The sequence below is a fragment of the Amorphoplanes friuliensis DSM 7358 genome (assembly GCF_000494755.1).
Lineage (GTDB): Bacteria > Actinomycetota > Actinomycetes > Mycobacteriales > Micromonosporaceae > Actinoplanes > Actinoplanes friuliensis.
The window spans coordinates 2,717,494-2,743,664 of the sequence record NC_022657.1 but is presented as its reverse complement, the minus strand read 5'-3'; the positions used below and the strand labels follow the sequence as shown (position 1 = coordinate 2,743,664).

Sequence of the window (26,171 nt, the reverse complement as noted above, 5' to 3'; positions counted from 1 at the left end):
GGCGTCACGGAACCAGCACGATGCGCCCGCGAAGTCCCCCGGCTGCGAGCGCCTCGTGGGCGTCCACGACCTGTTCGAGAGGGAACGTCCGCGCCACACGAAGCGAGATCAGCCCCGCTCCGGCGAACGCAGCGAGCTTGGCGAGCCGATCGGGATCGGTGTGCCAGGCCATGTTTGTCATCGTCACCTCCCGGCGCGGCATCGGCGCCGCGTTGAGCAGAGACACGAACGCGCCGCCATGACGGACGGCGTCGGCGGCACCGGCCGCCAGGTTCGCCGCATCGATCGCGCCGTGAACACCGCCCGGAACCAGCCTGCGTACGGTGGGCACGAGGTCCTCGTCCCGGGTGACGAACAGCTCGGCCCCCGCGGCGCGCAGCAGCGGTTCGTCGTCGGCGTTCGCCTGGGCGACGACACGCAGACCGCGGACCCTGGCGAGTTCGACGGCGTAGAGGCCCACGGCTCCGGCGGCACCGGTGACGAGGAGCCAATCGCCGCGCTTCAAGCCCAGAGTGTCCAGGGCCTGGTCGGCGGTCGTGGCGTTGAGTCCCAGGGTGGCGAGCTGGACGAGGTCGACGCCGGCCGGGGCGGGAGCCAGTTCCCAGGGCTCGAGCAGGACGTACTCCGCTTGTGTGCCCAGCGGGCGATCCAGCCGCTCCTGAGTCCTGACAACGGCGTCCCCTGCCCGGAACTTCGTGACACCTTCGCCCACGGCGGCGACAGTGCCGGCCACATCGGTACCCAGTCCGAACTGCTCGCGGGCGCCGGTCGCGCCGTACTGGACGTTGATCCCCGTCCGGACCATGACGTCGGCGTTGTTCACCGATGCGCCGGCCACCTTCACCAGCACCTCCCCGGGCCCCGGCTCGGGCGTCGGCACCTCGATCACCTGAAGGACCTCGGGACCGCCGAACTTCGTCACCACTACCGCACGCATCTCATGCCTTCCTCATCACGCTCGCTGCCCGTTCACGCCGCTCGCCGGCGATGTCGGAACCACCCTGGTCGACCGGACAGCGGCGTGACAGGTCCGGGTTTACCTGGTTCCGGCAGGGCCACCCGGCGCACGGACCATCGCGCCATAGTCTTGAGCGGTGGAGACCGACATCGGCGCGTTCCTGCGCACTCGGCGCGACCGGATCACCCCCGATCAGGTGGGGCTGCCGGCCGGCGCCACGCGCCGACGCGTGCCGGGGCTTCGGCGCGAGGAGGTCGCCCTGATTGCCGGAGTGAGTCCGGACTACTACGTGCGGCTCGAGCAGGGCCGCACAGCGCACGTGTCCGACCAGGTGCTGTGCGCGGTCGCGCGTGCGCTCTCGCTGTCGGGCGCGGAGACCGAACACCTGCGCAACCTCGCCCGGCTGCCCGAGCCGGCCCCGTCGCTGCTTCAGAAGTCGGCGACCGCCGAGGACGAGCCACTGGCCCGGCTCCTGGACGCCATCACCGATGCGCCGGCGCTGCTGGTCGACACGCGCATGAACATCCTCGCCGCCAACGCCGCGGCTGAAGCCGTGTTCGACGTATCCGGAATGGCACAGCCGCCCAACTCCGCCCGGCAGCTGTTCCTCGCCCGTGAAGCCAAGGCACGCTACGGCAACTGGGAAGCCGCGGCCGAGGAAGTCGTGGCCCACCTCCGGCTCATGACCGGCCGATGGCCCGACGACGCGCCGTTGACAGCGCTCATCGACGAGCTCGGTCACCACAGCGACGACTTCCGGCGGCTCTGGGCCAGAGCCGACGTCGGCGAGAAACGCGTCGGAACGGTCCACGTGACCAACCACGTCGCGGGCCCGCTGGAGTTCGACTATCACGTACTGACCGTGCCGGCCCGCCCCGATCGCTCCCTGCTGACCTATCTTCCCCGCCCCGGCTCCCCTACCCAGGAGGCGCTGCGCATGCTTCTCACCCGGATACCGGCGATTCAGTAGCGTCGTGAGCCTTCAGGCCACCGGCCTTTGTGCGGCTGCCTCGCTCCACTGCACCATGCGATCGAGCGCGGCCACCATGTACCGGCGCCAGAGCGGGGCGAACGGGCCGGCGATGATCCACCGCCGTCCGGGCAGCGGCTTGAATTCATACGTCCACCGGATCAGCGTGCCGTTGCCGTCAGGGTTGAAGTTCCACTCCCCTCGTACGCCGGCGGCCAGGCGCGAGAGAACGTTGGTGAATCCGGTCAGCTGGTACGCGAAGCTCACGCCCTCGACGCACTCGGTCAACTGCTCGTCGGCCTGCGATCCGTCGTCGAACTGCGGGTTGCGGGTGGGACCGGGGTGGTCCCACGACTCGGTCTGATTGAGGACCGACCGGACCCCGGGGAAGGGCGCGACCCGATGGAACACGGTGGGCAGGTCGATGGGCATGATCAGCCGGAAAGCGTCGGCGGGCGCGAGCGAGCTCCGCTGTTGGATCGTGATCGGAACGGTGTTGTCGGCTGCGCCGATCAGCAGGTCAATCGTCATGGTCGAACCATGCTGCAATTTCGGAGGCGGAGGGAGGCACAGAATGTACCCGGATAGCGAGGCCACTTCAGCCCTTCACCGCGCCCGCGGTGAGCCCCTCGGTGAGGAAGCGTTGCCCGAAGGCGTACATGATCACCACCGGGATGCTGACGAGCAGCGACGCCGCGGCCAGTTGCCCCTGCGGCACGACGTCCCCGGCGATCATCGACTGCATCCCCACGGGCAGCGTCTTGTACTCGTCCTTGGTGATGAACACGAAGGCGAGCAGGAACTCGTTCCAGGCGTTGGTCAGGGTGAACAACGCGACCGCCAGCAGTCCCGGTTTGGCCAGCGGCAGGACCACCCGGCGGAACGCCTGGATGCGGGTGGAGCCGTCGACCAGCGCAGCCTCCTCCAGGTCGATGGGGATCGACGCGAAGTACCCCGTCAGCAGCCAGGTGGCGAACGGGATGGTGAAGGTGGGATACGTCAGCACCAGCGACCACAACGAGTCGGTGAGCCGCACACCGATCAGCAGCTGGTAGAGCGGGATGAACAGCAGCGCTCCCGGCATCACGTAGGTGAGCAGGACCGTGACGGTGAAGCCTTGCGCCCCGCGGAACCTGAGGCGGGCCAGCGCGTAACCCGCCAGCGCGGCGCAGATGAGGGCGACCGCGGTGGATGCCGCTGACACCAGGATGGTGTTGAGATACCAGCGGCCGAAGGGCTGGTTGGCGAACAGGGCGCCGAACTGCTCCAAGGTCCAGGGTGTCGGCCACAGGTCGTCGGTGCGCATGACGACCTGGTCCTCGGATTTGAAAGCCGTGACGACGATCCAGTACAGCGGGCCCAGCACGAAGGCCAGCAACCCGGCCAGCGCTACGCCGGACCCCAGACCCGCCACCAGGGACGACGCCCGGCGCCCGCCCCGGGACTGCAGGGCCGAGACTACGCGGGCCACCGCCGCGGCGATCAGAGCGAAGACGGCGAGGACCACCGCCGCCTTCCAGAAGATCTGTGGTGACGCCCAGGCCAGCAGGACGGTGACCACCACGGTCAGGACCCACGGCAGCGCCCTGCGCGTCGTTGCGGCCCAGCGCGCCGTCCGGGCGGGCGCAGCGCCACCCTCCTGGCGCAACAACCGGACCAGCACGAACACCAGCGCGCCGATGACCGGCAGCATCACGAGGGTGACCGCCGCCCCGGCGCCGTACTGCAGCTGCAGGATCGCCTTCGTGTAGGCGACGAGCACGTACGGCGTGGTCACGTTGCCCGGGCCGCCCTGGGTCAGCAACCAGATGAGGTCGAAGTTGTTGAACGTCCAGATCGACGACAGCGTGACCGTCACGGTGATCACATGGCGCAGACCGGGCAGGGTCACGTGGGAGAACCGTTGCCACGCCGAGGCGCCGTCGATGGTCGCCGCCTCGTACTGGTCCGCCGGGATGGCTTTGAGCCCGGCCAGGAAGCAGACGGCGAAGAACGGCACGCCCTTCCACACGTTGACCAGGATCACCGAGGGCATGGCCAGCGACGGATCGGACAGCCAGCCCGCGGGCCAGCTGTCGACCAGATGCAGATCGGCCAGCAGCGGCCCGATGCCCGAGGACGTGAGCAGGGTGTTGACGCTGCCGAAGATCGGGTCGAGCAGCGCGCGCCAGCTGAACGCCGTCACCACCGTCGGCACCACCCACGGCACCAGCAGCAGCCCGGTCAGCAGGGCCCGCCCACGGCGCCGGTGGTGCAGCAGCAGAGCAGCCGCCAGCCCCAGGACAACCTTGAAGATCTCGGCGTACGCGGTGAAGACGAACGAGTTCACCACACCCGTACGGAACTGCTCGTCGCCGGCGAGGGCGACGTAGTTGCCCAGGCCGACGAACACGTTGTCCTGGCCGTGCCGTTCCGTGGTGCTGGTGATGATCGACTGGACGATCGGCACGAGCACGAGCACGCTGACCAGCACGGCAGTGGGGGCCAGGAACAGGGCCGCCAGCCGCCAGTCACGCCCCAGCCGCCGCTGGGCCCTGGTGAGGGAGCCGGGCCCCGTCGGAGAGGAGGAATCCTCCGCCGCCGGGGCCGGCGCTGAACGAACGGTTGTCACTGGGGCAGCCCCTGCTGGGCGAAGATCTGCACCATCTTCGCGTGGGCGGCGGTGACGGCCTGCGCGGGCGCTGTTCCCTGCACGACCTGCTGCATCATGTCGGTGAGGACGTACGCCGCAACGACGGCCTGCTGGCCGGCGCTGGGCTTCTGCGGGAAGGCCAGGCCGTTCTTGGTGGACAGCGGCAGCGGCTGCTGGGACATGTTGCGCAGCAGCGGAAAAGCGGGGTCACCGCTGGCGAAGTACGGGTCGGCGTCCCAGACCTTCTCCCAAGCGGGCATCACCAGACCGGGTGCCTCCTTCGACACCCCGACCAGCGCCGGCGCGGTGATCAGGTATTGCGCCAGGAGCTTGGCGAGTGTCGGGTTCTTGGCGCCCTTGAAGACCACGAAGCCCTGGGACTGGCCGAGCAACAGTGACTTGTCGGTCGCCGGCCCGATGCAGTCGGAGAAGACGTGCGTGTTGGCGTACACGGGATTCTTCTTGGTCTTGGAGTCGGCGTAGATGCTGAAGCTGTTGCGGGTGTAGCCGAGGATCCCGGCGAGCCAGTTCTCGTTGTTGCTGGTGTCGGTCCAGCTCGCCACGCCCGGTGGCAGCATCGGCTTGAACTTGGGATTGGTGTAGATGTCGCCGAGGAAGGTCACCGCCTGGACCGTCTCGGGGGAATCGAACGTGACCTTACGGCCGTCGTTGGTGGTGATCGCCCCGCCGTAGGAGTTGATCAGCGCCTCGATCATGCCGTTGCCGTCACCTGAGCGGTTGACGGTCATCCCCCAGCCGAATCGGCGCTTGGCCGGATCGGAGATGGACAGGCACAGATCGCGCAGTTCCTCCCAGGTGTAGACGTCCTTCGCGGTGATGCCCTTCTCCTGCATCCAGTCCTTGCGCAGGAGCGATCCGATACCGATGAAGTGGTACGGGATCGCGAACCACTTGCCGTCGAAGACGCAGAAGTTCTTGGCCTCCGCACAGGGTTCGCCGTATTTTGCCGTCAGTGCCTCGACGACGTCGGTCACGTCCTCGAGATCACCCAGCGCGTGGAACTGCGCGATGAACCGCGAGTCGGTCATGAAGGCCAGGTCACGCGCCACGCCGCCCTTGACCTCGGCGTCGATCTTGGCCACCACGTCACCGGCGTCGGCCTGGATCAGGTTGTTCCCGATCTTCGTCCCGGTGCTGTCGGCGAACTTCTTGATCGAGTTGTCGAGCGCTTCGTTGGCCGCCGCCGAGTACAGCTTCTGCGACAGCACCCCCATCGACGTGCCCTTCACCGCCGCCGCGGCGTCGACCAGTTCTTTCGGAACCTCGGGAAGCGCTGTGGACGGCGACTCGGAGGTGTCCCCGCACGCGGCCAGACCGGCCGCCCCGAGCACCCCCACCCCCATCCCCAGAACGCCGCGCCGGGACCACAACGGCTTGTCCTTCATGGACATCGCCTCCCTCATTTCGCTTCATCGCGTTTCTCGGGGTTCAGCTGTGTCTTGGTGCCGGCGACCAGGGGCGCATCGCCTCGTCGTCGGGCTCGGGATCCGCCACTTCGCAGATCCGGCGAGCCATGTTCGATATTTCGAACCGCGTTCGAGATATCGTTTCGGGTGGACGCGACGCTAGAGGACCCCCGTGAGAGGTGTCAATGTTTCGATGTAATTTCCGACCGGGAACGGCCGCCCGGTTACCGGGCCGGCGCCACGTGTCCCATGTGGGCGGACAGCCGGGCAGCGCCGTCACGGACCAGCTCGGTCCACTCCACGTGCGACTCCGCCGTCCAGCGGATGGTCGGCGCGGAGACGCTCATTGCCGCCACGACGGCACCGGAGTGGTCCCGGACCGCCGCCGCCACGCAGCGCATGGCGCTGTCGGACTCGCCGTTGTCGACCGCGACGCCCTCGGCCCGGACTTCTTCGAGTTGGGCCCGCAGCAGGTCCGGGTCGGTGATGCTCGTCGGGGTCATGCCCGGCAGAGAACCCTTCGCGAGGATGTCGTCCAGAGCCGCCTGATCCAGATCCGACAGCAGGATCTTGCCGACCGCTGTGCAGTGGGCCGGCAACCGCCGGCCGACCGCGGAGACCATCCGGACGGGGTGGGTGCTGTCGACCTTGACCAGGTAGATGACATCGGCGCCGTCGAGCACGGCCACGTGGACCGCCTCGTCGCACGCCGCGGCCACGTCACGCGCGACATCCTGCGCCTCGCGGACCAGGTCGAGCCGGCCGGCAAAGGCGGCGCCGAGCTGGAACACGGGCATACCGAGCCGGTACCGCACCGGCTGGCCCGGGACGGAGATCAGGTACGAGCGGGCCTCGAGCGTGACGAGCAGCTCGTGGACGGTGGTGCGGGGCAGGTCGAGCCGCTCCATCACGTCACGGGCCGAGAGTTCAGGGCGGTCCAGGAACAGTTCGAGGACGTCGAGTGCGCGGATGACCGCCGGTACCACACGGGGCATGTCGATAGTCCCTTCCCAACGCCGGACCGGCTCCTGCAGAGGGTAACCAGCCCGGCCCTGGCCTGGTGTTCCGGAGTCCTCATCGGCAATCCCACATCCGGAGGATGCGAATGCTGACATCTCTTCACCACTTGCGTACCGGCGACGGCTCGCGCTGGGCGGTGTGCCAGGACGGCAAGTGGGGCGACCTCGACGGCACTCTCGCCGGCCTGCTCGCCCTGCCGCTCGACCAGGCTCGCGCTGCGGTCGAAGCAGCCGGCCACCAGGCCCGCGGCGACAGACCCGGCGACCCGACGCTGCCACCCGTGGACCGGCAGGAAGTATGGGCGGCCGGGGTCACCTACCTGCGCAGCCGCGACGGGCGCAAGGAGGAGTCGGGGCACGGCTCGCTCTACGACCAGGTTTACGACAGCGACCGCCCGGAGCTCTTCCTCAAGTCCAGCCCGTGGCGGGTCGTCGGCACCGGCGACGCGGTCGGCATCCGCACCGACTCCGGCTGGGATGTTCCCGAGGCCGAGGTCGGCCTGGTGCTCAACGCGGCCGGCGAAGTGTTCGGGTACACCCTGGGCAACGACATGAGCAGCCGGTCGATCGAGGGCGAGAACCCCCTCTACCTGCCGCAAGCCAAGATCTACGACCGCTCCTGCGCGCTGGGCCCGGCCATCGTGCCGAGCTGGGTGGCGGGCCCGGGTCCGTTCCCGATCGGGTTGCGGGTGCTGCGTGACGGACACCAGGCGTACGCGGGAACGACCTCGACGTCGGCGATGACCCGGTGTTTCGAGGACCTGGCCGGCTGGTTGTTCCGGGCGCTGAGCTTCCCGGCCGGCGTGGTTCTGCTGACCGGCACCGGTGTTGTGCCCGGAGCCGAGTTCACCACGCGAGTGGGTGACACGATCGAGATAACGTCCGAGGCCTTCGGGACGTTGACCAACACCGTCGTCGCTGTCGGCGATGCTTCCCGAGGAAAGGGACAACCGTGACGACGATCGAGAGCCGTTCACCGCAGGCGCCGTCGGACCTGGTCGTGCGCGTTCCCGACACGGCACCGGACGAGGTGGCGACAGCCGCCGGCCTGGCCCGGGACGCCGCTGCCGCTTGGGGACGCGGACCGGCGCAGGCGCGGGCGGCTGCCCTTCATGCCTGCGCCGAGGCCGTGGTGTCGGCGACCGGTGAACTGACCGACCTGGTGGTCCGGGAGGTCGGGAAGCCGGTCGGCGAGGCCGGCGCCGAGATCGGCCGCGGCGTCGCGATCCTGCGCTACTTCGCCCAGCAGGCCCTGCATCCCGAGGGTGAGGTGTATCCACCGGCCGACGGTGTTTCACTCCTGCACACCCGGCGCCGCCCGCACGGCGTCGTCGGGCTGATCACCCCCTGGAACTTCCCGGTGGCGATTCCGCTCTGGAAGGCCGCGCCGGCCCTGGCCTTCGGCAACACCGTTCTCCTCAAGCCCGCACCCCAGTCCTCGGCGGTGGCGCTACGGCTGGCCGAACTGTTCGCCGACGCGCTCCCCCGCGGCGTACTGACGATCCTGACCGGCCTGGCCGGCACCGGCGAAGCCCTGGTCGATGCGGCCGACGCCATCTCGTTCACCGGCTCGGTGAGAGCCGGACAGGCAGTCGCGGTGCGGGCGGCGACGCGCGGCATCCCGGTGCAGTGCGAGATGGGGGGTCAGAACGCCGCCATCGTGCTCCCGGACGCCGACCAGGACGCCGCGGCGACCGCGATCGCCGCGGCGGCGATGGGCTACGCCGGACAGAAGTGCACCGCCACCAGCCGGGTGATCGTGGTCGGCGATGCCGCGCCGTTCGCCGAGCGGCTCGCCGCAGCCGTCGCGGCGCTGCCGGTGGGTGATCCGGCGGACCCGGCCACGGTGGTCGGTCCGCTCATCGAGTCGCGGCCGGTCGAGGCGATCCGGGCGGCGGTACGGCGGGCCGAGGCAGGCGGCGCCCAGGTGCTGACCGGTACCCGCCAGCCCGGCGGCGACGGCTGGTTCCAGGCGCCGACGGTCCTGGCGGACGTGCCGCCCGGTGACGACCTGCTGAGCGAGGAGTATTTCGGACCGGTCTGTGCGGTGCTGCCGGCAGAGTCCGCCGACGCAGCGGTGCGAACCGCCAACAACGTGCGCCACGGGCTGGTCGCCGCCGTCTACACGCAGAACCTCGCAGCGGCGCTGACCCTGACGGACCAGCTGGACGTGGGCATGGTGAAGGTCAACGCCCCGACCACCGGGGTCGACTTCCATGCCCCGTTCGGGGGCGAGAAGGAGTCGAGCTACGGCCCTCGCGAGCAGGGCACCGCGGCCCGCGACTTCTACACACGGACGGTCACGATCACTCTCACGCCGTAGGCGGCGGCATCGTGGGGCGGTCGACATCATGCTGTGATCGACCGCCCCCACGCGCGTCACGGCCCGGTCTACAGTGGGGCTCACTCTCGGAAAGGCGGGCCACATTGGCCACGATCCTCATCACCGGTTCGTCCGCGGGAATCGGGCAGGCCGCAGCGGCCGCACTGACCGAGTCCGGGCACGAGGTGGTCCTGCACGCGCGCAACGAGCAGCGGGCGGAGGAAGCACTCGCCGCGGTACCCCGGGCCGCCGGCGTGGTCGTCGCGGATCTCGCCTCGTTCCAGCAGACCCGGGACATGGCGGCGCAGGCCGAGAAGTTCGGACCCTTCGACACCGTCGTGCTCAACGCCGGCCTCGGCCTCAAGCACGCCACCGAGCGGCAGCTGACGACCGACGGCAACGAGCTGATGTTCCAGGTCAACACGCTTTCGGCGTACCTGGTGACGGGTTTGCTGTCCGGTGCCCAGCGCTTGATCTTCGTATCGTCGGCGCTGGCGGGCGACGGCCTGCTGGACCTCGATGATCCGAACTTCGAGCGGCGACCGTTCGACGGCTGGCAGGCCTACCAGGACACCAAACTGCACCTGATCCTGCTGGCCCTGGGTGTCGGCCGCCGCCGGCCGCAGGTGCAGAGTCTGGCCTTTGATCCAGGCTGGGTGGCGACCCAGATGACCTTGCGTAACGGCGACAGCGCGCCGCTGGATGCCGCTCATGCGGGTGAGCGTCTGGCCCGGCTGGCGACGGCGGATGCGGTGCCTGCGGACTACTACGACACGGAACGCGCATGGCGGCCGGGCCCGAGGGAGAACGCTCCGGAGAATCAGGACGGACTGCTCGCACTCTGCGCACGACTGACCGGAGTCACCATCTGAGGCTCCCGCTCGCCGGATTCCTCCTGGGGAGGGGACGCCCGTGTCCATCGTCGATGTTCAGGGTCTGCGCAAGACCTACGGCGCCGTGACGGCGGTAGACGACGTGAGCTTCACCGTCGCTGAGGGTGAGGTTTTCGGCATCCTCGGCCCGAACGGGGCAGGGAAGACCACCGTGGTGGAGTGCGTGGAGGGTCTGCGGATCCCCGACGCCGGCACGATCCGGGTGGCCGGGTTCGACCCGCACCGGCAGCGCGACGAGGTGACAAGGATTCTCGGGGTGCAGCTGCAGGCGAGCGACCTGCAGCCCAAGCTGACAGTGCAGGAAACGCTGGAGATGTACAGCGCCTTCTACGCCGGGCCCGCCGACTGGCGGCCTCTGGTCGAGCGCCTGGACCTCGAGGAGCAGCTGAGCCGGCGGTTCGGCAAGCTCTCCGGCGGCCAGAAACAGCGCCTGTTCATCGCGCTCAGCCTGCTGGGCAATCCGCGGGTGGTGGTGTTCGACGAGCTGACCACCGCGCTCGACCCTCGCGCCCGCCGCCGGACCTGGGAGCTGGTCCGGGACATCAACGCCTCCGGTGTGACGATCCTGCTGGTCACGCACTTCATGGAGGAAGCGCAGTACCTGTGCGACAGGGTCGCGGTGTTCGACCGGGGCGAGGTGGTGGCCCTCGGCACCCCGGATGAACTGATCAGCAGCTCGGCGGGTGCCATCGTGATTTCGTTCCGGCTGTCGGAGCCGCTGCCGGAGGGCAAGCTCGAGTCTCTCCCGGGCACTGTGTCGGTCGCCTACGAGGGGGCGAAGGTGGTTGTCCGGGGCAGCGACGACACGGTCGACGCCCTGATCTCCATGATCGTGCGTGAGCGCATCTCAGCGCAGGGGCTGCGCATCGTGGACGCCACCCTGGACGACGCGTTCCTGAGCATCACCGCGAACGCCGAGGCACCGGAGGGATCCTGACATGTCCGCGTCCGCCGCCGTGCTCAAGGCCGAGACCAAGCTGTTCGCCCGGGAGCCGGGCTCGCTGTTCTGGGTGCTCGCCTTCCCGTCCCTGCTGCTCCTCGGTTTCGGCCTGATCCCGAAGTACCGGGAGATCGACGAAGGGCTGGGCGGTAACCGGATCATCGACTTCTACGTGCCGAGCGTGGTGCTCGTCGCCCTGGTCACGGCGAGTCTGCTGTCCCTGCCGGGCACCCTGACCGGTTACCGGGAACGCGGCATCCTGCGCCGGATGCGTACGACACCGGCTCGGCTGGCCGACCTGTTGATCGCGCAGATGGCCCTGCACGCCGTGGCCGCGATCCTCGGCGGTGTGCTCGCCATTGCCGTCGGCCGCTTGGTCTGGGGCGTCGCGCTGCCGGAACAGCCCCTCGCGTACGGGGTGACTCTGCTGCTCGCCACCCTCGCCGGGCTGGCGACCGGCTCGGTGATCACCGCGCTGGCACGCACCGCGAAGGCCGCCCAGGCTGTCGGCCTGGCGGCGTTGTTCCCCGCGATGTTCGCGGCCGGCATCTACGTGCCGATCCAGGTGCTGCCGGACGTGGTGCGGCAGATCATCGCGCTGCTGCCCTTCGGCGCGGCGGCGCAGGCGCTGAACCAGGCGGCCAGTGGCAGCTGGCCGGCGTGGTCCCACCTGGCAGTGCTCGTGCTGTGGACGGTCGTCCCGATGGTGGTCGCCGCCCGCTGGTTCCGCTGGGAGTGAACGGCGGACCGGCGAAAGGTGCAGGTCACGTACCAGCGGGGGGATCTCGCTGATTCTTGACACTTTGTTAAAGAATCAGCAGACTTCGATGCGAGTGAGCGAGGTATTCGTTCACGTTCCCCCACTCGAGGAGTCCCCCCATGGCTCGTCCGTACCGGTGGATCGCGGTTGCCGCAGTTGCGGTGGCGGCGGTCGGCATGACGCCCTTGCTGAGTTTTGCCGCCGACAAACCCTCCCCCAGTCCGTACCCGCGGGTCGACGTGCCGCAGACCCTGGACCTGCCGGCCGGTGTCGTCGCGGCGATGAAGCGCGACCTGAAGCTCAGCGACGCGCAGATCGCCGAGCGCCTGCGCACCGAGGCCGCGGCACCGGTCGTGCAGAAGCGCCTGCAGGCGAAGCTGGGCAAACAGTACGGCGGCGCCTGGATCAAGAAGGGCGAGGAGCGCCTGACCGTCGCCGTCACCACCGAGACCGCCGCGAAGGAGGTCCGGGCCGAGGGTGCCGAGGCCTACCTTGTCGACCGCAGTGAGAGCGCTCTCGCGGCCGACCGGGCGAAGCTCGACAAGCGCGGGGCCAAGGCGGACGACACCATCCGCGCCTGGCGTATCGACCCGGCGACCAACAGCGTCGTCGTGACGGTCAAGCCCGGAGCCGAGGCCAAGGCCCGCAAGTTCGCCAAGGACAGCGGCGTCGCCGAGGTCACCGTCGAGACCTCCGCGACCGCACCCAAGCCGGTGTACGACATCCGCGGCGGCGACCAGTACGTGATCAACGGCAACACGCTCTGCTCGGTCGGCTTCCCCGCTCGCCGGGGCGGTGCGCCCGGTTTTGTGACCGCCGGTCACTGCGGCGGCCGGGGCGCCCCGGTCAAGGGCTTCAACAACGTCGACCTGGGCAGCTTCCAGGAGTCGGAGTTCCCGAACACCGACATGGCCTACGTCGCCGCCAACGGCAACTGGACCCCGCAGCCGTGGGTGAACAACTACTCCGGCGGCAACGTGATCGTGGCCGGCTCCAACGACGCCGCGATCGGTTCCTCGATCTGCCGCTCGGGCCGCACCTCCTCGTGGACCTGCGGCACCCTGCAGGGTCGCAACGAGACGATCAACTACTCGAACGGCCCCGTGTACGGCATGAGCCGGATGAACGCCTGCGCCAACCCGGGCGACTCGGGTGGTTCGGTCATCGCCGGTAACCAGGCCCAGGGCGTCACCTCCGGTATCTCCGGCGGCTGCGGCTCGGCCAGCCCGCAGACCTGGTTCCAGCCGGTCAACCCGATCCTGTCGCGGTGGGGCATCGCCCTGGTCACCAGCGGAGGGGGCAGCGCCGGCGGTGCGGTCATCAGCGCCCTGAACGGCCGTTGCCTGGACATCCCGAACGGCAACTTCTCCGACGGCGTACGGGTGCAGATGTGGAACTGCAACGGCTCCGCGGCCCAGAAGTGGGAGTTCGTCAACGGCACGCTGCGTACCGGGAACAACAAGTGCATGGACGTGGCGTGGGGCTCGACGGCGAACGGCGCGATCCTGCAGATCGTCACCTGCTCCGGCAACCCGGCGCAGCAGTGGGTCCTGTCGGCCGCCGGTGACCTGGTGAACCCGCAGGCGAACAAGTGCGCCGACATCGACGCCTGGAACCCCAACGACGGCGCCGTGCTGGTGCTGTGGGAGTGCACGGGCGGCGCGAACCAGAAGTGGCGCCGCGGCTAGACGGAGCTCTCGTCCCGTGCCGGTCGCCATCAGCGCGACCGGCACGGCCGGCGTTCCCCGTCAGACGCTTGCCGGAACCGGACTTTCCGAGGCGACCGCCGCCCGGGGGCGGTGAAGGCGATGGTCGAGGATCAGCAGGCCGAGGTTCGCCGCTGCGGCCGCTCCGGCGATCGCGGTCAGGGGTGCGGTCAAAGTCGCGCCGGCGCTGTAACCCAGCAGGGCGCCCGCGACGGCCGCACCGAGGGCGACGGCCAGGGCGGTGCGACGCGGACGGTTGTGCCGCACCCAGGCCGCCCAGGTGCCGAGGCCGACCGCCACGCTCACGGCGGGAATCACCGCGCTGGTTCCCGCGATGAAGGTGTTCAGGTCCAGCGACCAGATCAGCAGGACAGCGAGGAACCAGCCGCCGAGGCCGAGAGGTAACGGCGTGAGAATCCGTAACCACATGCCGGCCCGGTGGCTGAACCCGCCGCGACGTGCCCGGCGGACCAGCACGGTCAGCAGGCCCAGGCCGAGCACCGCCGCGATGACGGCGACGCCGAGCAGGATGGCGGCGATGGTGGACATGGTCAGCGGTCCGGGGTCGAAGGCAACCGGGCGGGTCCCGAACTTCGAGTCGTCGATCCGGCCGCTGTCGTAGAAGGTGTTCAGCAGGTGCCGGCTCGCGTCGGCGTTGTCCCAGAAATCAGCGCTGTGACCCAGCTCCGGCAGGATGACCTGGTGGCCTTTGGGCAGCAGGGGCAGCAGGTCATCGGTGGCCGTCTCGGCTGGGGTGGAAAAGTCGAGGGTGCCGCTGACCAGGAGGGTCTCCACGGTGCTGAGCTGCGGCGCCCGGTACGGCGCGTTGTCCGGGCTGTCCGGCCACACGGTGGAGAAGCCGGAGGGCCCGCCCCAGAGGAAGTTCGTGCCGTCGCTGCGCAGCACCGAGCCGGGATCACCGCCGGCCTGGTAGAAGCTCTGCGCCGCGGGTGCGTCGATCATGGCGAACGAGGCGAACTCGCCCCAGACGATCGAATCGGGCAGCTGCACCTCGCCGAGCACCGACATCGCCCACAGAGCGCCGGGTCCGTTGAGGTAGGCGTCGATCACGGTGGGCGCGTTCAGCGGCGCGGAGCCGGGGCCGTTGTGGTGCATGCCGAACATGCTGGCCGCCCGCACACTGCCCGCGTGGATGGCGAACGGCCCCCAGCGCCGGGGCATGTCGGTGGCGGCCTCGCGCATCGAGGCCGCCAGGTCGTCCGTACGGGTGGAACACCGGGTGTCGGCGGCACACAGCCGGGCGTACCGGGAGATCTGTTTGTCGGTGATCGCCAGGTCCCAGACCATGTGGCCCGGCGGGTTCACCCCGACCATCGCGGAACGCAGCAGCGCGGTGGGGTGTCGCCAGGAGTAGACCATCGCGGTGCGGGTCCCGGCGCTGGAGCTGATCAGGTTGATCTTCTGGTAGCCCAGCGCGGTCCGGGCGGCCTCGAGGTCGTCGACACGCTGAGCGACGGAGTACCCACGCAGATCGACACCGTCGCCGGTCAGACGCCGGGCGCAGGCGGTGAAGCCCAGCCGGGCGGCCTGCTGCGACCCGGCACCGGTGAGGTCGCCCTCGGCGTGCCGCAATCCGGCCACCTCGGGACAGTCGAGGCGCCGCGACCCGTCGACGCCGCGGTAGCCGACGAGGACCACGTCGCGGTCGGCGGTGAGCCTGCTCGCTTCGGGGAACTTCATGTTGGTGGAGCCGGGGCCGCCACCCAGCCGGAAGACGGGTTCACGGGGTTGCTCCACCTCGGCGGGGATCCGGATCACCGGCAGCGCGATCAGGTCCGCTGCCGGGTCGTTGCGGTTCTCCGGTACGACCAGAGTGCCGCATTCGGCCGCCCGGGTGCCCGCCTCGGTCCGGTAGTCGCACGGGCTCATCGACAGCTCACCGGCCCGCGCGCCGTCCGGCACGGCCAGGGTGCTGCCGGGGCGCACGGTCAGGAAGGCCAGCGCGATGATGATCCCCGCGGTGGCGACCAGCGCGGCGGTACGGAGCAGGGCGCGGCGACGAGGGCCGATGTCTTCCATGACAGCAGAAGCTAAGGGCTGCCGGCGTCGGTAACCTCCCTCACGCGAGGGAGGCGTGGCGGACCTCCATCCGTCATGATCGCCGGGTGAGCCGTTCCGACCGAGCACGCCGCTTCCTGGCCGGCCAGTCGCTGCTGGTGGCCGGAGCGTGTGTGCTCGTCGACGTACTGGCCTACCTCGCGCAGGGCGACCCGGCCGGCACCTTCTCCTGGGTCTTCGTGCTGCTCGCCGTCGTGGCGGCCGATGCGCTGCTGGCGACGCGGACCCGGTGGTCGGGGTGGGTCGCCGCGGCTGCGGTGGCGGTCAACGCCGGTTGCGGCCTGCTGCTGGGCGGGCCACCGAGTGTGCGGCTCAACGAGGCCGGTGTCCTCGTGGCGACCTACCGCGCCGGGGCGTGGTTGCGGGGCGTACCCGCTGTCGCGTCGCTCGCGGTGGTGGTCGTCGGTCTGGTGCCGGCGTTCATGGCCCGCGGATACCCGTTCGACGAAACCGTGGTCATCGCCGCCCTGAAGACGGGTCTGATCTCCTGGATGGTGGGCCGCTACACGACGTCGCGGCGGCAGTTCCTCGACGAAATGCAGCGCGAGACCGAACAGGAGGAGCGCGACGCCCGCGAGGCGGTGAGCCGGGCCATCGCCGCCGACCGGGCCGGAATCGCGCGGGACCTGCACGACGTGGTCACGCACCATGTCAGTGCGATCAGCGCGCACGCCGGAGCCGCCCGGTTGCGCCTGGCGAGGACGGACGCCGACCCGTCCGCCCTCTCCTCGCTGCGGTCGGTGGAGGACGCCAGCCGGTCGGCGCTCGGCGATCTGCGCAACATGCTGGACCTGTTGCACGGTGAGCGCTCCGCCGAGCAACTGGGCCTGGCCGACATCGACAACCTGCTGCACGGCTTCCGGGCGGCCTCCATCCCGGTGCGGCTGGAGGTCATCGGTGAACCGTTCGTGCCGCCACCGGCGGTGGACATCGCGCTCTACCGTGTCGTTCAGGAGATGCTGACCAACGCGCTGCGCCACGGCGACGGCGGCGTCATCACGGTCACCGTCCGGTACGGGGTCACCGCCGTCGAGGTCGAGACGTTGAACCCGTACCAGCCGACGCGACCGGTGAGTGGCAGTGGCCGCGGGCTGGCCGGGATCCGCAACCGGGTCCACGCGCTCGGCGGCCGGTTGCAAGCTGGACCCGGTGCGGGCACGCGCATCTGGAGCACCGCAGTCTCCTTCGACACGAGGGAGCCGGCATGACGATCTCGGTGCTGATCGCCGACGACCACGAAGGTTTCCGCTCGGGACTCCGCGCGATCCTCGAGACCCAGGACGACCTTGTCTGCGTGGCGGAAGCAGGCGACGGCGAACAGGCCGTCGCCGACGTCCAGCGGCTGCGACCGGACGTGGCCGTCCTCGACATCCGGATGCCGCGCCGGGACGGCCTCGGTGCGGCCCGGGCGATCCTGGCGCTGCCCGGCAACCGTACGCAGATCGTGGTGCTGACCACCCACGACACCGACGAGTACGTCCACCAGGCCGTCAGTGCGGGGGCACGGGGCTTTCTGCTCAAATCCATGCCGCCGGAGGAACTCATCGCCGCCGTGCGCATCGCGGCCCGCGGTGACGTCCTGATCGATCCGTCGATCGTGCGCCGGCACCTCACCCGCTTCGCCGACGCCCTGGACCCGGTCGCGCTGCCCGTGGAGCTCGAACAGCTGACCGGGCGCGAGCGTGAGGTGCTGCAGTCGCTGTCACGAGCGCACAGCAACGCCGAGATAGCCCGCCACCTGCACATCGGCGAGCAGACCGTGAAGACCCACATCTCGAACATCCTGCGCAAGCTGCAACTGCGGGACCGGACCCACGCGGTCGCGTACGCGCACCTGACCGGATTCGCTGAGCGGTCCCCACGCCAGACACCCCCTAGGATGCGGGCATGACAACGGACTGGGTCGTCGTACAGACGAGCGACCACTACGCGTCGGCGCGCGAGCGGCACCGGGCGTACGACGCCTGACTGCGACGGTGGGGTATCGACTGGGATCCGTTCGATCCCCGGGAACGACGGGTGGACTCCTACCGCGTCCAGTGGGAGGACGGCACCTTCGGATGCCTCCAGGTCCTCTCCGTCAAGGCGTCGGCTCTCCAGCGACTGGGAATCGAGCCGCCTTGCGACGCATGACGGCGCAGGCATGATTGCTTCCGGTGAACTCCGATACGTTGACCAGCTCCCACCCGTACGGGATCAACATCTCGGCGCCCGCAAGCGCCGCACTCAGGTTTTCCGTGCCGGTTCCGCGCTGTGACACCACGCCGAGGAGTTGGAACGGGTAGCCCTCGAGATCAGCCCGGCCCTCGAACAAGGCATGAGCAGTCACGAACCGGGAAGCAGCGATCATTGCAGCCGTCTCAGGTCTGGCCATGGACACACTCTAGGAAGACGGCACCACTCAATCCTGATCTGCGGCTGACGGCTCCGGCGTGGAGTGGAGCACGGCCCGCGCCTGGTCTGCGGCCCGGGTGACGCTCTCGCTGATGAAGTCCAGGAAGCGGGCCACGTTTTCCAGGCGGGCCGCCGCACCGGTGTCCGGACCGAGAACGGCGACACCTTGGCGGGCGACGGCGACCAGTTGGTCGTTGGCCCGCGCGCTGGCGATGGTCGCCTGGTAGAAGAGTTCGTCGTCGACGATGTAACGGTCGCGGCGGCGCTCGTCACGCTCGCGGCGGACCAGGCTCTGCGTCTCCAGGAAGGCAACCGCCTTGGAGACCGACGCCGGGCTGACCCGCATCTTCAGGGCCAGCTCGGACGCCGTCAGGCTGCCGCTGTCGGTGATGAAGAGAAAGGTCAGCACGCGGGCGCCCATGCGGGACAGACCTGAGGCCATGAGCACGGTCGTGAGCGTCTCCGCGTACTCGGTGACGGCGTCGGTGTCGCGCCCCTCCAGGCCGTCGCCCGATGCGGGACCCCGGGCGGCGGCCGCACGACTGCGGTGCGCGCGGCGCTCGGTGGCCCGGTGCGCCAGGTCGGCGCGGTAGCCGATGGGGCCGCCGTTGCGCATCACCTCACGGGTGACCGTGGAGGTCGGGCGGTCGAGACGCCGGGCGATCTCGGCGTACGACAGATCGTCGGCCAGGCCGAGGGCAATCTGCTGACGCTCCTGCTGGGTGAGTCTGCCTCCCGGCATCACGGTCTCCTCGATGGTGGGTCGCAACCGGGCCACCGTAGCGTTCGCTTCTGGTCATTGCAAAGCAAGCACAGTCGAATATTGCGTTACCGCACCGGCAGTTGCAACGCTTTATACGTCTTGAGCTGGTACTTCACGATGCTGTTGCAATTTCTTTGTTGTCTGATCGGTGAAAGCAACGTAGCGTTTCCCACATCAGAAACGAGCTGCAAACACTGGAGAACCTCATGCAGACCTTCGCCACCCCCGCCCCGATCGCCGCCGTTCTCGACATCCCGGCCGGGCGCATCCAGTTCATCGCCGCCGAGCGCGCCGACACCGTCGTCGAGGTGCGCCCCGCCGACCCCGGCAGGAGCCGCGACGTCCGGGCCGCCGAGCAGACCACCGTCACGTACGCCGACGGCGCCCTGCGGATCGAGTCCTCGCAGCCGTCGAACAGGCTCGTCGGCCCGACCGGATCGGTCGAGGTCACGGTCCAACTGCCGGCCGGGTCGAGGGTCGAGGGCAGGTCCGCGAGCACCGAGTTGCGGGGCGTCGGCCGGCTCGGTGACGTCAGCTTTGAGGGTGCCTACCGGCGGATCAAGATCGACGAGGCGGCGAACGTACGGCTGACCGCGATCGACGGCGACGTCGAAGTGGGGCGCCTCACCGGTCCCGCCGAGATCAGCACCGGCCGGGGTGACATCCGGATCGCCGAAGCTGTCCAGGGCACCCTCCTGCTCACCACCCAGCAGGGCGACATCACCGTGGCCGCCGCCACTGGCGTCTCGGCCACCCTGGACGCCGGCACCGCTCTCGGCCGGGTCAGCAACGCCCTGAAGAACGACGGCACCGCCGGTCTCGACATCCGCGCCACCACCGCCCAGGGCGACATCACCGCCCGCAGCCTCTGACTCCCCCCTCACTCTTCTCGAACAGGAGCACGACATGACCAGCACCGTCACCCCGTGGACCGGCATGATCCCGATCGACGACACCGCCCTCGCCTGCACCGACACCGGCGGCACCGGCATCCCGGTCGTCTACCTGAACGGGCAGTTCGCGACCCAGGGCTACTGGAAGCGAGTCATCGCCGACCTCGGCGCCGGCTGGCGGCACATCACCTACGACGAACGCGCTCGCGGCCGGAAGTCGCAAACGTCGGCCGACTACTCGTTCGAGGCCGGTATCCGCGACATCGACGCCGTCCTCGCCGCCCGCGGGGTGGACCGGGCGCTGGTAGTCGGATGGTCCTACGGCGCGTTCCTCGGGGCGCACTGGGCCGGGCGCAACCCGGACCGTGCGATCGGCGCGGTCCTGGTCGACGGCGCGATGCCGCACGACTGGCTCGACGACGCCATGGAGGAACGGATCCGCACGATGTTCAAGCGGATGGCCTGGTTCATGCCGCTGCTGCGCCCGACCGGCCTGGTCCCCCGCCTGACCGCCGAACAGCAGGCCACCAGCAACATCGAACTCGGAAAGATCTCCCGGGAACGCCAGCTCGGCCCGGTCCTGGACGGCATCACCGTCCCCACCCGCTACGTCCTGGCCTCCGGCACCTCGCTCGGCAGCAAGGGCGACGAACAGGAGGTGATCCGCGCGAGTCTGACCAAGGTGGTGGCCCGCAACCCGCACATCCGGATCAGCGCCAAGGTCCCCAGCAACCACAGCAAGATCCTGCACAAGGACCACGCGGCCGTGGCCGCGGCGGTCCGGGAAGTGGCAGCCGTCCACGTACCTCTCGACATCTGAAAGCGTCAGCGGGGTTTCCCTCAGCTTCGGCGATCGCCGGCCGATCAGGAGTTCGCGATGGCTGACAATGTTATTCAGCTGCGGGTCCAGGGCCGGGTCGATGACCCTGTCCGGTTGCAGGCGCTGCGGGCCACCGGACTGCTCGACGCCGACTCCGCGACGTCGCTGGACCGGCTCACCCGGCTGGCCACCCGGCTGGTCAAGATGCCGGTGGCCCTGGTGTCGCTGGTCGACGTCGACCGGCAGGTGTTCGTGAGCGCGGTCGGACTCGAAGAGCCCTGGGCCTCACGGGGGCAGACCCCGCTGTCGCACTCGTTCTGCCAGTACGTCGTCACCGACCAGGCGCCACTGGTGATCACCGACGCCCGGGCCGACGGCCGGCTCTGCGGAAACCTGGCCATTCGCGATCTCAACGTCATCGCCTATGCCGGCTTCCCGCTGCACTCCCCGGACGGGCAGGTGCTGGGCTCGTTCTGCGCCATCGACGGCCGGCCCCGGCAGTGGACCGAGGACGAGGTGGAGATCCTGCAAGACCTCGCGGCCAACGCCGAGTCCGAGATCGCCCTGTACACGGCGCACGGAGAGCTGATGTTGTCGTCGGCCCGGATGCAGACGGTCCTGGACACCACCCAGGACGCCTTCGTGTCCATGGATCACGCCGGGCTGGTGACCGCGTGGAACGACGCGGCCCATCGATTGTTCGGCTGGTCGGCCGCCGAAGCGATGGGCCGCCCCGCGACCGAGCTGATGATTCCGGAACGATTTCACGACGCGCACCGCGCCGGCCTCGAGCGGGTGCGTCAGGGTGGGCGATCAAGACTGTCCGGCCAGCGCGTGGAACTGATCGCCACCGACCGCGACAACCGCGAGTTCCCCGTCGAGATGACGATGCAGATGGCCATGGAACGGGACCGGCCGGTCTTCCACGCCTTCCTGCACGACATCACCGAGCGCCGCCGGCTCGCCGACCAGCGCGAGCAACTCCTCGAACAGGAACAACTCCAGGTACGTCAGCTGCGTGAGCTGGACAAGATGAAGGACGACCTCGTCGCCGTGGTCAGCCACGAACTGCGCAACCCGATCGGGGTCATCCGGGGGTACACCGAACTGATGGCGGCCGACCCCGACCTCCCGGAGGTTCTGCGTCAGGACCTCACCGTCATCGACCACACCAGCGCCCGGCTCACCCATCTGGTCGACGACCTGCTCGACCTCGCCCAGCTCGATGCCGGCAAGCAGTTCCACCTTGTGCCCCTTGATCCCGGCCCGTTGATCCAGGACGCCGTGCGTACGCATCGGATCACCGCCTCCGCCCGCCAGGTGACACTGATATCCGAGGTCGAACCGCTACCGGTCATCCCCGGTGAGCCCCGCCGCCTGCAACAGGTTCTGGACAACCTGCTGTCCAACGCCGTCAAATACTCCCTGCCCGGGGGGACCGTCACCGTCACCGCCCGCCACCACGACGATCGGTTCGTCCTGACAATCGCCGACACCGGCATCGGTATCCCCGCTGAGCAGTATCCACATCTGTTCGATCGGTTCTTCCGGGCCAGCACCGCCACCGGACTCGGCATCAAAGGCACCGGCCTGGGGCTGGCGGTGACCAAGGCCATCGTCGAGGCGCACGACGGCACGATCAGCGCCGAGCCCGGCACCGACGGCGGCACCCGCTTCATCGTGTCGCTACCGGCGCGGGTGCAGCTGACCGCCGAGCTCTGATCGCCTTCGGGCAGCCGCGAAGATCTTACGAAACCATTGCGGCTACATCCTTCGCTGAGCGCGCCGCGTACCTTTCCTCGAAAGACGTGTCGAGGCGGCACGTGGATGTCTGGAGGTTCGTATGCGGGTGCTGCCGTTCAGGATGATCTTGACCAGCCCACGATCGCTGTGACGATCGAGTGCCTTCCCATGGTCAGACGGTGACAGCCATGATCGACGCGAACCGCGGCCTTCGCCGCCCGGGCCTGGCGCTGACGCTGGTGCTCGTGACGCTGGGCCCGGTGCTGCTGGCATTGGCCGGCCTCCTCCATCCGACCGGGCTGTCCGCCGCGACGGCCCACCGCTGGATGTGGCTGCACATCGTCCTACTGCCCATTTTCCCCCTGCTGGCGTTGGGATTCGTGGTGCTGCTGCGGGAACGACCCCGCGCCGGCGTTCCCCGGGTGGCCCGGATGATCGCCTGGATCTGCGCGGCGGTCTACGCCGTCGGCTACACCGGTCTGGACGCGGTGGCAGGGATCGGCGCGGGCACCGTCGCCGGGCAGCCCGGGGACCCGACCGAGCTGCGACGACTGGTGGTGGCGCTCTATGAGGCGGGCGACCGCCTCGGAGCCGTCGGCGTGTACGCCTTCCTCGCCGCCACGCTCGCCGCGTCGGTCGCGCTGGGCAGCAGGCACGGCCTCCGGGTGCTTCCCGGAACCGTGGTGCTGCTGGTCGCCGGCTGGTCGTTCATCGACAGCCACATCTTCTCGCCACGCGGAGTGCAGACCATGCTGGCCATGGCCGTGGGTTTTGCTCTCTGGACATGGGCCGCCGCACGGCGAAACGGGCCCGCTGCAACTAAACCCGCTGACGCGACAGACGGCTGACGGCGTCCTGCGACCCGGTCGTGCGTGCGACCGTCATCGTTTCGTCTGGAGCACCAAATTCGACTATCGGCCTCGTCGACTGCGACGGCGGGTTCCGGAAAAATCAGCTACCGGGGCATTCGAGGGTCCTGGCGGGCCGGCGCTACAGCCGGTTGCCATGTGCTTCCTATGATCAGGCCAGGTGTCCGTGGGGCCTCCGCCGGCGGATACGCGCCGACCCCGAGGAGCAGACATGAGCTACGGCGCCCTGACGGTCGTCGGTATGGCGACCGTCGTACTGCTGATTGTCGTGCTGGTGGTGCTGTACGAGCGGTCGAAGCAGCAGCGGCAGCGGCGCGAGCTCGAAGGCTGGGCGGAGCAGAGCGGCTGGACGCTGACGCCGAAGCCACGCGAAGGCTGGGTGCGGTGGCTACCCCGCCGTGTCGGCGGCCGCCCGAAGGTACGCAACTTGGTCACCGGGATGGTGGACGGCCGGCGTGTCAGCGTCGGTCAGTACTACGCCCTCGAGAACGACACGTGGGAGCCGTGGATCGGCGTCTGTGCCGAGCTGCGTGTCGCGCTGCCCACGACAACGGTCTGGAGGGTCTCACCGATCGGCGTGCTCAGCCCAGCCGACCGCAAGACGTTGGGCTCGACCGAGACCGAGCTCGGACACGACGAGTTCGACCGACGGTTCCGCATCTCGACACGCCAGCCGGAGACTCTGCAGCAGTGGTTCGGCCCGCACCTGACCGACGCACATCTGGCGGGTCAGATGCCGACGTTGTGGAGTGTCCACGATCGCGAGGTGGTGGTGCAGATGGAAGGGCGGCTCGTACCCGAGGAGATCGCCGGCCTTGCGGCGGCGGTGCTCCCGCTCGTCGTTCTTCTAGAGGGCAGCCCGAGTCTCAGCGCCGACTGATGCTCCCGGTGCAGCCCGGCTACGACACGCTGAGACTCGTTCATGCTCGCTCCGCACGAAGGGAGCGCACCGGGAGATCGTCGATGTACAGGCGATGCCACCGTTCCGACCACCTCGCCGCAGGGGGCCCCTGTTTCATCAATGAGATTAGGTTCTCCGCGGACAATGCGAGGCGTGTGAGGTCAGCTGGCCGTATAGGGCGAAGCGAGGGAGAACGGTGTGCGAGCCAGCTCCAACACCGAATCGGGGAATTGCGGTCCCTCGGTGTAGTAGCGGGCGCGAGTACGGCCGACAGGGACGAGCAAGCGAGCGGTTGCCAGGTCTCGCAGGTCACGTTGGGCTTGCTGCAGGGTCAGGCCCTCCGCCTGCTCATATCGCGTACGGCGAACCCGGCCGGCGACGGCGACGTCGTGCAGCGCGGAAATCGTTCGTTCGTCCAGGCCGGACTTGCCGGCGAACGTGGCGAGCAACTCCCATACGGCGGCGGAGCGGTCCATCCGATGTTGGACCGTCTGCGCCTGCTGGTGGTACGCCGTCAGATTGAACCGAATCCAGCCAGAGACATCCTGGTCGGGTTGGTAGGTGGCGCCGCGACGCTGCAGTTCCTGGTAGTACTCCCAGGTGTTGCCGGGTCGGCCCAGCCATGCCTCGATCGACGAGAACTCCGGGGCGAGGACACCTTCTCGGGCAATCAAAAGTGTTTGCAGCGATCGCGACATCCGGCCGTTGCCGTCCGCCCATGGGTGGATGGACACCAGGTGCAGGTGGGCCATGGCGGCACGGATCAACGGGTGCGTGTCGCTGTCGGCGTTGAGCCAGGCGACCAACTCGGCCATCAGCTCAGGCACGGCCGACGCGGCGGGAGCGGTGTAGGCCGCCACCAGCGGGTCACGGGGGTCAGTCACATAAACAGGTCCAGCACGCCACTGCCCGGCCGGCTTGTTCCGGGCGTGACGGTGGCCTTGCAACATCCAATGCAAGGCATTCAGCAGGCCCTTGCTGTATTCGAAGTCGGCGACGTCGTGCAGCGACTGCACATAGGTCATCATGAGCTCGTAGGCGAGCGTTTCCCTACGGTTCTCGTCGGACACGTCGACGTCCCGCTCGCCGTCCATCAGATCCTGGACATCCTGCGTGCTGACCCGGAACCCCTCGATCGAGTTCGACGCGGCAACGGCATCAGCGGTCAGGAACTTCCGCAATCCCGAGGTCGACTTTCCGGGGCGATCCTGCACCTGGTGACGAAGACGGTCCCGCATCTCGTCAACGCTGGCCAGGACCACCCGGTCGGCTGCGGTGAGACTCGGCGTGGGAATCAGCACATCCGACAATGTAATGACGCAATCATCACGTCAGGTGGTGCAGGGGGTGTTGTCGATCTGACAGTCGGTCGGGGCCGCGTTGAGGAGTGTGGCGCCGTTGACGTTGAAACTGACGGTGACGGAGGCGCGCGGGGCTACGCGGGACGTCGTGTCGTCGGGGGTGAACGTCCACGCCGCGCCGTCCTGGGTGGCGGTCGCGCCGGAGACGCCGGACACCGACAGGGTCGAGCGGGGCAGGGTGACGACCAGGCGCCAGTCCGTGTGAGCGCGCGGGGCCGGGTTCGTGATGGTGACGTCGAGGTGGTAGCCGAGCAGGCCGGCCGTGACCGACGACGTGGTGTAGCGGGCGGTCAACGGCACGACGGCCGATTCCGGTGTGGACGATCCGCGGCCGGCGCTGGGTGAGGTGGTGGGCGGCCGCGACGACGCGGAGGTGGCCACCGACGACGGCAGTGTCAGGGTGGGGACCGGGCGGGTCGTGGGAACAGCTGAGGGCTCGACAGCGTCCGTACCGGCGGGTGGGATCGGCGGACCGGGCAGGCCCGCCGCCGTCTCGGGCCGGCCGGCCGAGCCTTCGGGCGTGCGGATGAGGACGGTGACCACCAGCGCGGCCCCGCCCAGTGCGGCGAGCACGCCGGCCACCATCAGGATGCGCCACAGCCGGCCGCGGGTGGCGCCGGCGGTCCGGACGCGCGGCTCGGGCATCGGTCCGGACTGGAGCTTGGTGGCCAGGCTCAGCAGCGAGTCGAGGACGACCACGGAGAACGTACGTCGTGACAT

The 26,171-nt window shown here is 69.2% G+C and carries 24 protein-coding genes; 14 read left to right on the top strand and 10 right to left on the bottom strand.

Going from position 1 to position 26,171, the window contains the following annotated elements:
- Positions 1–4: 4 nt before the first annotated feature.
- Positions 5–937, bottom strand: a complete 933-nt coding sequence (locus AFR_RS12705; RefSeq protein WP_041840821.1) for an NADP-dependent oxidoreductase — start codon at positions 935–937, stop codon at positions 5–7.
- Between the two features lie 157 nt (positions 938–1,094).
- Here AFR_RS12705 and AFR_RS12700 point away from each other — a divergent pair, with 157 nt between their 5' ends.
- Positions 1,095–1,928, top strand: coding sequence for a helix-turn-helix transcriptional regulator (locus tag AFR_RS12700; RefSeq protein WP_023360866.1), 834 nt, complete (start codon positions 1,095–1,097; stop codon positions 1,926–1,928).
- Between the two features lie 12 nt (positions 1,929–1,940).
- On the opposite strand, the gene AFR_RS12695 is transcribed toward AFR_RS12700, so the two are convergent.
- The 4 genes from AFR_RS12695 to AFR_RS12680 form a co-directional block, all read right to left on the bottom strand.
- On the bottom strand, positions 1,941–2,459 hold the full coding sequence (locus tag AFR_RS12695) for an SRPBCC family protein (RefSeq protein ID WP_023360865.1): 519 nt from the start codon (positions 2,457–2,459) through the stop codon (positions 1,941–1,943).
- Positions 2,460–2,526: 67 nt separating this feature from the next.
- The gene (locus AFR_RS12690) at positions 2,527–4,539 is read right to left on the bottom strand and encodes an ABC transporter permease (RefSeq protein WP_041840820.1); all 2,013 of its coding nucleotides are present in this window, start codon (positions 4,537–4,539) and stop codon (positions 2,527–2,529) included.
- Positions 4,536–5,966 (bottom strand): ABC transporter substrate-binding protein, encoded by a 1,431-nt coding sequence (locus AFR_RS12685; protein WP_041842103.1) that lies wholly within the window; start codon positions 5,964–5,966, stop codon positions 4,536–4,538. Before AFR_RS12685 ends, AFR_RS12690 begins: the two co-directional genes overlap by 4 nt.
- Positions 5,967–6,211: 245 nt before the next feature.
- A complete protein-coding gene (locus tag AFR_RS12680; protein WP_023360862.1) occupies positions 6,212–6,982 on the bottom strand; it encodes an IclR family transcriptional regulator in 771 nt (256 codons plus the stop codon).
- Positions 6,983–7,092: 110 nt separating this feature from the next.
- On the opposite strand from AFR_RS12680, the gene AFR_RS12675 reads away from it, so the two are divergent.
- From AFR_RS12675 to AFR_RS12650, 6 genes are all read left to right on the top strand, one after another.
- Entirely contained in the window at positions 7,093–7,962 is an 870-nt protein-coding gene (locus tag AFR_RS12675; protein WP_023360861.1) for a fumarylacetoacetate hydrolase family protein, read from the top strand.
- On the top strand, positions 7,959–9,329 hold the full coding sequence (locus AFR_RS12670) for an aldehyde dehydrogenase family protein (protein WP_023360860.1): 1,371 nt from the start codon (positions 7,959–7,961) through the stop codon (positions 9,327–9,329). Before AFR_RS12675 ends, AFR_RS12670 begins: the two co-directional genes overlap by 4 nt.
- 104 nt (positions 9,330–9,433) lie before the next feature.
- Positions 9,434–10,201, top strand: coding sequence for an SDR family NAD(P)-dependent oxidoreductase (locus tag AFR_RS12665; protein ID WP_023360859.1), 768 nt, complete (start codon positions 9,434–9,436; stop codon positions 10,199–10,201).
- 40 nt (positions 10,202–10,241) lie between these two features.
- Entirely contained in the window at positions 10,242–11,159 is a 918-nt protein-coding gene (locus AFR_RS12660; protein WP_023360858.1) for an ABC transporter ATP-binding protein, read from the top strand.
- Between the two features lies 1 nt (position 11,160).
- Positions 11,161–11,901 carry an ABC transporter permease gene (locus tag AFR_RS12655; protein WP_023360857.1) on the top strand — a complete coding sequence of 247 codons (741 nt, stop codon included), beginning with the start codon at positions 11,161–11,163 and terminating at the stop codon, positions 11,899–11,901.
- Positions 11,902–12,041: 140 nt separating this feature from the next.
- Complete coding sequence (locus AFR_RS12650) at positions 12,042–13,610, top strand: ricin-type beta-trefoil lectin domain protein (RefSeq protein ID WP_023360856.1); 1,569 nt, start codon at positions 12,042–12,044, stop codon at positions 13,608–13,610.
- 60 nt (positions 13,611–13,670) lie between these two features.
- Here the strand turns inward: AFR_RS12650 and AFR_RS12645 are convergent, their stop codons facing one another.
- The gene (locus AFR_RS12645) at positions 13,671–15,668 is read right to left on the bottom strand and encodes an alpha/beta fold hydrolase (protein WP_023360855.1); all 1,998 of its coding nucleotides are present in this window, start codon (positions 15,666–15,668) and stop codon (positions 13,671–13,673) included.
- An 86-nt stretch (positions 15,669–15,754) separates the two neighbouring features.
- Here AFR_RS12645 and AFR_RS12640 point away from each other — a divergent pair, with 86 nt between their 5' ends.
- Together AFR_RS12640 and AFR_RS12635 are read left to right on the top strand one after the other, a co-directional pair.
- The gene (locus AFR_RS12640; protein ID WP_023360854.1) at positions 15,755–16,915 is read left to right on the top strand and encodes a sensor histidine kinase; all 1,161 of its coding nucleotides are present in this window, start codon (positions 15,755–15,757) and stop codon (positions 16,913–16,915) included.
- Entirely contained in the window at positions 16,912–17,598 is a 687-nt protein-coding gene (locus tag AFR_RS12635; protein WP_023360853.1) for a response regulator, read from the top strand. Before AFR_RS12640 ends, AFR_RS12635 begins: the two co-directional genes overlap by 4 nt.
- A 189-nt stretch (positions 17,599–17,787) precedes the next feature.
- Here AFR_RS12635 and AFR_RS12630 read toward each other — a convergent pair whose 3' ends face one another.
- A complete protein-coding gene (locus AFR_RS12630; protein ID WP_063749601.1) occupies positions 17,788–18,081 on the bottom strand; it encodes a hypothetical protein in 294 nt (97 codons plus the stop codon).
- Positions 18,082–18,108: 27 nt separating this feature from the next.
- Complete coding sequence (locus AFR_RS12625; RefSeq protein WP_023360851.1) at positions 18,109–18,843, bottom strand: helix-turn-helix domain-containing protein; 735 nt, start codon at positions 18,841–18,843, stop codon at positions 18,109–18,111.
- A 227-nt stretch (positions 18,844–19,070) separates the two neighbouring features.
- Here AFR_RS12625 and AFR_RS12620 point away from each other — a divergent pair, with 227 nt between their 5' ends.
- The 5 genes from AFR_RS12620 to AFR_RS12600 all read left to right on the top strand — a co-directional run bounded on the left by AFR_RS12620 (position 19,071) and on the right by AFR_RS12600 (position 24,069).
- The gene (locus AFR_RS12620; protein ID WP_023360850.1) at positions 19,071–19,736 is read left to right on the top strand and encodes a DUF4097 family beta strand repeat-containing protein; all 666 of its coding nucleotides are present in this window, start codon (positions 19,071–19,073) and stop codon (positions 19,734–19,736) included.
- Between the two features lie 34 nt (positions 19,737–19,770).
- Positions 19,771–20,577, top strand: a complete 807-nt coding sequence (locus AFR_RS12615; protein WP_023360849.1) for an alpha/beta fold hydrolase — start codon at positions 19,771–19,773, stop codon at positions 20,575–20,577.
- A gap of 57 nt (positions 20,578–20,634) precedes the next feature.
- Entirely contained in the window at positions 20,635–22,299 is a 1,665-nt protein-coding gene (locus tag AFR_RS12610) for an ATP-binding protein (protein WP_084297994.1), read from the top strand.
- Positions 22,300–22,508: 209 nt separating this feature from the next.
- Entirely contained in the window at positions 22,509–23,168 is a 660-nt protein-coding gene (locus AFR_RS12605; RefSeq protein WP_023360847.1) for a hypothetical protein, read from the top strand.
- A 232-nt stretch (positions 23,169–23,400) separates the two neighbouring features.
- Complete coding sequence (locus tag AFR_RS12600) at positions 23,401–24,069, top strand: hypothetical protein (RefSeq protein WP_023360846.1); 669 nt, start codon at positions 23,401–23,403, stop codon at positions 24,067–24,069.
- Positions 24,070–24,251: 182 nt separating this feature from the next.
- On the opposite strand, the gene AFR_RS12595 is transcribed toward AFR_RS12600, so the two are convergent.
- Positions 24,252–25,391 carry a Fic family protein gene (locus AFR_RS12595; protein WP_023360845.1) on the bottom strand — a complete coding sequence of 380 codons (1,140 nt, stop codon included), beginning with the start codon at positions 25,389–25,391 and terminating at the stop codon, positions 24,252–24,254.
- 30 nt (positions 25,392–25,421) lie between these two features.
- Entirely contained in the window at positions 25,422–26,171 is a 750-nt protein-coding gene (locus tag AFR_RS43560; protein WP_023360844.1) for a cellulose binding domain-containing protein, read from the bottom strand.